Origin of the sequence: Streptomyces sp. FH025 (assembly GCF_017427025.1) — a bacterium.
GTDB lineage: Bacteria > Actinomycetota > Actinomycetes > Streptomycetales > Streptomycetaceae > Kitasatospora.
The window spans coordinates 1-7300 of record NZ_JAFLNG010000392.1; the positions used below are offsets into that span (position 1 = coordinate 1).

7 protein-coding genes are annotated in these 7300 nt (G+C 73.8%); 2 read left to right on the plus strand and 5 right to left on the minus strand.

Annotated features, from left to right (window positions below):
• Positions 1-3: 3 nt before the first annotated feature.
• Positions 4-624 carry a response regulator transcription factor gene (locus J0670_RS24650; RefSeq protein ID WP_207813850.1) on the plus strand — a complete coding sequence of 207 codons (621 nt, stop codon included), beginning with the start codon at positions 4-6 and terminating at the stop codon, positions 622-624.
• Between the two features lie 23 nt (positions 625-647).
• Here the strand turns inward: J0670_RS24650 and J0670_RS24655 are convergent, their stop codons facing one another.
• The 5 genes from J0670_RS24655 to J0670_RS24675 form a co-directional block, all read right to left on the minus strand.
• Entirely contained in the window at positions 648-2183 is a 1536-nt protein-coding gene (locus tag J0670_RS24655; RefSeq protein WP_207813846.1) for a hypothetical protein, read from the minus strand.
• Between the two features lie 120 nt (positions 2184-2303).
• The gene (locus J0670_RS24660; RefSeq protein WP_207813847.1) at positions 2304-2912 is read right to left on the minus strand and encodes a response regulator; all 609 of its coding nucleotides are present in this window, start codon (positions 2910-2912) and stop codon (positions 2304-2306) included.
• Entirely contained in the window at positions 2909-4063 is a 1155-nt protein-coding gene (locus J0670_RS24665; RefSeq protein WP_307806671.1) for a histidine kinase, read from the minus strand. The genes J0670_RS24660 and J0670_RS24665 overlap by 4 nt, the downstream gene beginning before the upstream one ends.
• A gap of 16 nt (positions 4064-4079) precedes the next feature.
• Entirely contained in the window at positions 4080-4493 is a 414-nt protein-coding gene (locus J0670_RS24670; RefSeq protein WP_207813848.1) for a hypothetical protein, read from the minus strand.
• Between the two features lie 130 nt (positions 4494-4623).
• On the minus strand, positions 4624-5532 hold the full coding sequence (locus J0670_RS24675) for a class I SAM-dependent methyltransferase (RefSeq protein WP_307806672.1): 909 nt from the start codon (positions 5530-5532) through the stop codon (positions 4624-4626).
• A gap of 458 nt (positions 5533-5990) precedes the next feature.
• Between J0670_RS24675 and J0670_RS24680 the strand changes: the two genes are divergently transcribed.
• Positions 5991-7300 (plus strand): sensor histidine kinase (locus tag J0670_RS24680; protein ID WP_207813849.1); only part of this gene is annotated, 1310 nt, incomplete at its 3' end.

Genomic DNA, 7300 nt, shown 5'->3' on the forward strand with positions numbered 1-7300 from the left:
GGGCTGGCCGGGATCGTGGCGGCCGCCGACGGCTTCGAGGTGGTGGGCGAGGCGGCGGACGGCGCGCAGGCCGTCCGGCTGGCCCGGGCGGAGCACCCGGACGTGGTGCTGATGGACATCCGGATGCCGGGCACGGACGGCCTGGCGGCCACCCGGCGGATCACCGCCGAGAGCGGGGTGCGGATCCTCGTCCTGACCACCTTCGACCTGGACGAGTACATCTACGGGGCGCTGCGCGCGGGGGCCTCCGGCTTCCTGCTGAAGTCCACCCCGCCCGAGGAGCTGCTCGCCGCGATCCGGGTGGTGGCCGCCGGGGAGGCGCTGCTCGCCCCGAGCGTCACCCGTCGGCTGATCCGCGCCTTCGCGGCCGTCCCCGCCGGCCCGGCGGCCGGGCGCGGTGACGGCGAGCACGAGCGGCGGAGAGTTCAGCAGGCCGTCACCGGGCGCGAGTTGGAGGTGCTGACGCTGATCGGGCGGGGGCTCACCAATCCCGAGATCGCCGACCGGCTGGGCGTCAGCACCGGCACGGTGAAGACCCACGTGGGGCACCTGCTGGCCAAGCTCTCCGCCCGCGACCGGGTCCAGCTGGTGATCACGGCGTACCGGGCGGGGCTGGTGGAGTAGCCGACCCCGCGCTCCGGGTGGCGTCAGTCGTTGATGGCCAGGTACCGGTCGGTGAAGTCCGGATAACCGGTCCTGGTCGCCTCCAGCGCGGCCGCGAGATCGCTGAAGTGGACCTCTTCGGCGCAGTTCTCCGTGTTGTCGCCCTTGGGGACCGAGGAGGGGCACGAGGAGCCGTCGAGGGCCGCGTCACTGCCCACCCGGTGCACCACCCCCTTCGCGATGACCTTGTGCGCCGGGTCGCCGCCGTCGAGGGAGAAGACGGGGGAACCGCTCGCGTGCACGTCGGCGGCGACGCAGCCCTTTCCCCCGGGCTGGCACTGGCCGACGTAGAAGCCCGTGGTGGGGCTGTGCCCCGCCAGCCGGTCGACGCGGATGTTGCAGAACGTCTTGCTGAAGGAGCTGGAGACGCAGACGTAGTCACCGGGATTGGTGTGGTCGGCCTTGGAGACCTGCTTGGTGGTCCCGGTGTCGTAGCCGCCGTCGTAGATCCGGTTGCCGGAGGGTGCCGCGATGAGCCCGAGGTCGGGCAGGTTGCCGCCGGCCTTGGTCTGGGTGGGGTCGTCGCTCTGTTTGGGGGAGAGCAGCGCCGCCAGTGGGGTGTCCGCTTCGATGGTGCCCAGGTCGCCGCGGCCGAACGTCGTGACGGGCCCGGTCTCGGCGCCCGCGACGCAGTGGTGGGCGGTCAGCAGGTACGTGGCGTTGTTCTGGTCGTGGACGCCGAAGGCGGTCGTGCAGCCCTGATCGTGGATCGGTTCGTCGCCTTGGTGGATCCACCGCGCACCGCCCGAGAACGGTTTCCCGTCGTTCAGCCGCGTGCAGCCCGGGCCGGTCGGGGCCGGGTCCGGGCCGGACCAGGTGGGGGTGGCGCACGTGTCCCCGGTGCCGGCCCGCGCGACGGAGGGCGCTGCGCCCGGTCGCGCCACCTGGAGCGCCGGGGCGTCCGGGTTCGCCACCCGCATGCGCACCTTGACGGGCACCGCCGCGACCTCACGGAGTGAGGCGGCCAGCGGCGCCGGGTCCAGCCGTCCGGGGGGCTGGAGGCCCGAGAACGGTTCGGCGCTCACCCATATCGAGCTGGCGTCCGGCGAGGGGCCGAGCTCGACGATCCGGTAGCTCCCGAGGTCCGCGACGGAAACCTCACCCGAACTCCGGCCGTTGAGGTGGGCGTCCTCCAGCCGCTGTACCGCGGCGAAGAGTTCGGCCTGGGAGTGGGCGGACTTCCGGACGTCGATGTCCACCGACTTCCGCAGCCGGTCCACCAGACCCGCCACGTCGTCCGGGAGGTCGCCCTTCCAGTAGAGGCGGAGTCTGCGCTCCTCGGGGGAGACCACCACGCCCCCGTAGCCGTCCTTGCGCCCCCAGTCGGCGAGGTCGCGGATCTGGTCGGCCGCCTCGTCGAGGGGGGCCTGGGCGACCATCAGGTCACGGATCCGCCGGTCGGCGGACCCGCCCTCCGCTTCGGCGGCCGGGTGGCCGGACGCGGTGCACCCGGCGAGCGGGGCGATCAGGAACAGGCCGGCGACGATGGGCCAGAACGCCGATCGGCAGGCCCTTCGCACACGGTTCCGGTGATTCACGGGGACCTGCCTCAGCGTCGGCTACCTTCCGCAATCAGTCATAACACCGCGTGCACTCCCCTGCCCGTCGGCCCGGTCGGCACGAGGCCGCACCCACGACGGCTACAGCCACCCGCGCTCGTCGGCGGTGCGCAGGGCCTCGGTGCGGTTGCGGGTGCCGGTCTTGGTGATCACCGCGGAGAAGTAGTTGCGGACCGTTCCCTCGGACAGGTAGAGCTTCCCGGCGATCTCGGCGACTCCGGCGCCGGAGCGGGAGGCGTTCAGCACGTCGCGTTCGCGGGCGGTGAGCGGGGAGGCGCCCGCCGCGAGGGTGGCGGCGGCCAGTTCCGGGTCCACCACCCGCTCCCCCACCGCGACCCGGCGGATGGCCTCGGCGAGCGCCTCGGCCGGGGCGTCCTTCACCACGAAGCCGAGGGCTCCCGCCTCCATGGCGCGGCGCAGGTAGCCGGCGCGGCCGAACGTGGTGAGGATGACCACCCGGCAGTGCGGTGCCTGTTGGGCGAGCACCGCGGCGGCCGCCAGGCCGTCGAGTCCGGGCATCTCGATGTCCAGCAGGGCGACGTCCGGCCGGTGCTCGCGGGCCGCCTCCGCCACCTGGTCGCCGCGTCCGACGGCGGCGACCACCTCGAAGTCGTCCTCCAGGTCGAGCAGGGTGCGCAGGGCGGTGCGGACCAGCTCCTGGTCCTCCGCGAGCAGCAGGCGGATCGTCATGTCGTCCCTTCGGAAGGGGAGTCGGGCCGCCGGACGGTGACCAGCAGTCGCCACCCGCGCGGGTCGAGCGGGCCGGCCTCGACCGTACCGCCCGCCGCGGCGACCCGTTCGCGCAGGCCGGTCAGCCCCTTGCCGTCCCCGCGGCCGCCTCCGTCGCCGCCGTGGCCCGGGCCGCCCGTGCCGTCGTCGCGGATCTCCACCGAGTGGGCGGTGAGCGCCACCGAGCAGCGGCCCGCCCGGGCGTGGCGGACGACGTTGGTGATGCCCTCGCGCAGCACCCAGCCGAACAGCTCGCGACTCTCCGGCCCGACCGCGTCCGCCGCCGTGGGCAGGTCGGCCACCACCCCGGCGGCGCGCAGCAGTTCACGGGCGCGGGCCAGTTCGCCGGCCAGAGTGACCTCCCGGTAGCCGGAGACGGCGGCGCGGACGTCGGACAGCGCCTGGCGGGACAGCGTCTCCACGGCCGCCATCTCCGCCACCGCCTGTTCCAGGTCCTTGCCCGCCATCCGTTGCGCCAGACGGGACTTGACGGTGATCGCGGTGAGCGAGTGCCCGAGCAGATCGTGCAGGTCCCGGGCGATCCGGTTGCGCTCGGCCTCGGAGGCGAGGCGTTCGACCTCGGCACGGGCGGCGATCAGGGCCCGGTTGGTGGTGGCGATCTCGGCGAAGGCGCCGCAGGTGAGCGCGGTGAACAGCAGGGCCAGCGCCTGGAATCCGCCCGGTCCGGTGTGCCAGGGGCGCACGGCCCAGGGCACCAGGAGCGCGGCCAGGGTGCCGGCGGTCACCGCCCGGGCGGCGTACTCGCGCCGCACCACGGTGATCACCGAGACGACCACGGTGGCCAGGAAGAAGGCGTCCGCGTGCGCGAACGGCAGCGCGGCGAGGAACAAGGCGGTCATCACCGCCAGCAGCGGTGCGGTCCAGCGCCGCAGCTCCCGGCCGAGGGTGTAGGAGAGCAGCAGGTAGCAGAGGCCGAACGCGCCGGTCACGGCGTAGCCGGCGGCCGCGTCCGCACCGGAGGCGGTGCCGCCCACGGCCATGGCGGTGAGCGCGGGGAAGACGAGCATCCCGGCGCCAAGCAGTATCCGCCGCCCGCCCTGCACCCAGCGCTGGACGGGGCTCTGTGTGCTCTCGTGGTCGAGGCCGGTCACCCGTGTGTCCCCCTCCTCAGGGCTTGGCGAACAGCGTGCGCAGCTGCCGCCCGTTGACCAGGGCCGCCACACCCAGCAGCGCGAGGCCGCACAGGCCCTGCTCGATCTTCATCCAGAACGGGAACACGCCCGGCAGCACGATGATCGCGGCGATCGCGACGATCATCACCCCCGAGAGGATCCGCAGCCGTCGGAAGGCCCCGCGCGAGCCGCGGGCCGCGCGGACGGTGAGCAGCAGCGTGACGGCGGCGCTGGCCACGACGATGGTGCCGCGGATCCACACCGCCGGGGTCACCACGGCGGTGTGGTCACGCAGGGCGAAGGCCGCAACCAGCGTGAGCACGCTGAGGCCGAGGTAGGCGAGGACGAGTCGCCTGACGGTGCCGAAGGCCCGACGGGTGTCGGGGTGGTGGAGGTCCGTGGTGGTCATGCCCTCATCCTGGCCGCGGGCCCGGGGCGGCCGGCAGTGTGCCACCGCACCGCCGGACCGTGACAATTGTCAGCCGCCCCCGGATGCCGGACCGTCCAGCAGCCGCACCAGGCGGCGGATGGTGACGGGCTCAGCCGAGGCGGACACGGGTGCACCTCGTGAGGTAGGGCATGGCGATCCGCTCCCGGCCGGCGAGGTCGGGGTGGGTGGCGAGCAGGTGCTCGACGTCGGCCAGCAGGCGGGCGCGTTCGGCCTCGGGCAGGGCGATGACGTAGCTGCGCGAGGCGACGAGGTCGGTGATCCCGGCCGCCGTGGTGGGGTGCTCCCAGCGGATCTCCAGCCGCTCGGGCGGGCCGAACGGGGGCGGTGGCACCGGCGCGGTGTCGATCCGCTGACGGGTCGTACGGTGCATCAGTGCGCCGAGTTCGGCGGCCCAGGGCTCGGACTCGTCACGGATGTTCCACACCAGGGCGAGCGTTCCGCCGGGGGCGAGCACCCGGGCGATCTCGGGTACGGCCGTCGCCTGGTCGAACCAGTGCCAGGCCTGGGCGACCACCACGGCGTCCACGCTGCCGTCGGGCAGCGGGATGCGTTCGGCCGAGCCGGCCCGCACCGCCGCCCCGGGCACCGTCGCGGCGAGTCGGGCGCGCATGGTCTCGTCGGGTTCGACCGCGACCACGTCCAGCCCGGCCTCGACCAGCAGTCGGGTCAACTGGCCCGTCCCGGCGCCCAGATCGAGCACCCGGCGGGCCTCGCGCGGCACCGCCGAGCCGATCAGCGCCTGCGGGTAGCCGGGCCGGCCGTGCTGGTAGGAGTCGACCGCGAGGCCGAAGGAGCGGGCCCGCAGCCGCCCGGCCCAGCGCCGGGTCGCGCCCTGGCGGGTCATCCCGCAGGCCCGGCCGATCTCCTCCCAGGTCGCCTCGTGGCCGCGCCGCAGCTCCTCGACCACGGCCGTCCGGCGCTCCTCCAGTGCCGCGATCACCCCGGACAGCCGCCGGAGGCCCTCCGTCCCTCCCCCGCCGCTCACGTCCTGTGCCACGCGTCTGCCGAGCTCCTCCACGTCCATGGCCCCGCACTGTAGGGAGCGGACACACGAACCGTCAACAGTCATTGCCCTCATGGGCAACATCCGTTGCCCCGCAGGGGTCGATTCCCCCGAACGGGTGATCAGCGGGGCCCGCAGGCCTCACGTAGCACGAACTCGCCACTAATCAGGGCGACTTGGCCCGGAAACCCTTCACATGAGCGAATCCGCGCCGGGTTGCCGGTGCGGGCGCGTCCGGGCGAGAAGCCTGGTGGCGGAGCGACGGCCGTCCCACGCTGCGACTGGCGTGCGAAATATCGGGCATGTCCGGCAAGTTGCCACAAGTCGGTTGACCGACGGTGTTCTTGAGGTTCGGTCAGGATTGTTCCGAACTTGGCTATGCTGCACCACGCCTCCGGGGCCGGCCGCCGCCGCCCGACCCCGTTCTGTTCCGATCGTCTGAGGATTCCGAGATGCTTCGAGCTGGATCGTCACCCACCAGACGGCGCCCCGCGCCCCTGCTCGGCTGGCTGCTGCCCACTGCCGTGACGGCGGCGGCGGTGGTGGTCGCGGTGGTGGTGTCCGCCGGGGCCCGGGCCGAGGTGCTGTGGTGCGGGGCCACGGCCACCGTGCTGGTGGCCGTCGTGGCGGCCGAATCCGCCCGCCGGGGGCGGGCGCTCGCCGAGCTGCGCGAGGAACACGCCCGGCGGGTCGACGAGTTGAGCCACCGCCTCGCCGCGCAGGAGGAGGAGCTGGACCGGATGGCCTCGGTGGAGCTGCGCAAGCTGGTGGCCGGGGCCCGGTACGGCTCGTCCATCGACGTGCTGCTCAAGCCCTTCCAGCGGCCGAACCCGTTCCTGTCCCAGCGGTTCCGCCGCCCCCTGGAGATGGTGGTGCGCGGCATCGCCCAGGTCGTCAACGACGAGGTCGGCCGACGCGACTCCGCCGAGCGCGCCTTCGTCCACCTCACCCGCCGGGTCCAGGCGATCAACCACCGACAGGCCAAGGACCTGCGGGAGATGGAGGACCGGCACGGCAACGACCCGGCGGTCTTCGAGGACCTGCTGCGCCTCGACCACGGCAACGCGCTGGTCGGCCGCCTCGGCGACTCCATCGCCGTCCTCAACGGCGCCCGGCCCGGCCGCCAGTGGACCAGGCCGATCGCCCTGTACAGCGTGCTGCGCGGCGGGATGTCCCGGATCGTGGAGTACCAGCGCGTCGACCTGCACCCGGTGGCCCAGATCTCGGTCATCGGCCCGGCCGTCGAACCCCTGATCCACGCCGTGTCCGAGCTGCTCGACAACGCGACCCGCTACTCCCCGCCGCACAGCCACGTCCATCTGAGCGCCTCCGAGGTGCAGAGCGGGATAGCGGTCGAGATCGAGGACGGCGGTCTCGGGCTGACCGACGAGGCGCGCATCCGCGCCGAACGCTCCATCCGGGAGGCCATGGTCTCCAAGGACTTCGACGACCTCACCGAGTCCCCCCGGCTGGGCTTCACCGTCCTCGGCCGGCTCTGCCAGGCGTACGGCTTCCAGCTGTCGCTGCGCCGCTCCGCGTACGGCGGCGTGCGCGCGGTGCTGGTGGTGCCGAAGGAGCTGCTCACCACCGCTCCCCCGACCGGGCGGGCGCACGGCATCGGCGCCTTCTCCGGGCCGCGCGCGCTCCCGGTGAACCAGGCCCGGCACGCGGCGCCGTCCCGGCCCTGGGGCGTGCGGGCCACCTCGGAGGGCGTCGGGCCCTCCTACGGCTCGACCAACCCGTGGGGGCCCCCCGTCACGGC

Bases quoted from the DNA above. Each gene is read 5' to 3' on its own strand.
- J0670_RS24660 (WP_207813847.1), bottom strand. From the start codon at position 2,912: ATGACGATCCGCCTGCTGCTCGCGGAGGACCAGGAGCTGGTCCGCACC.
- J0670_RS24670 (WP_207813848.1), bottom strand. From the start codon at position 4,493: ATGACCACCACGGACCTCCACCACCCCGACACCCGTCGGGCCTTCGGC.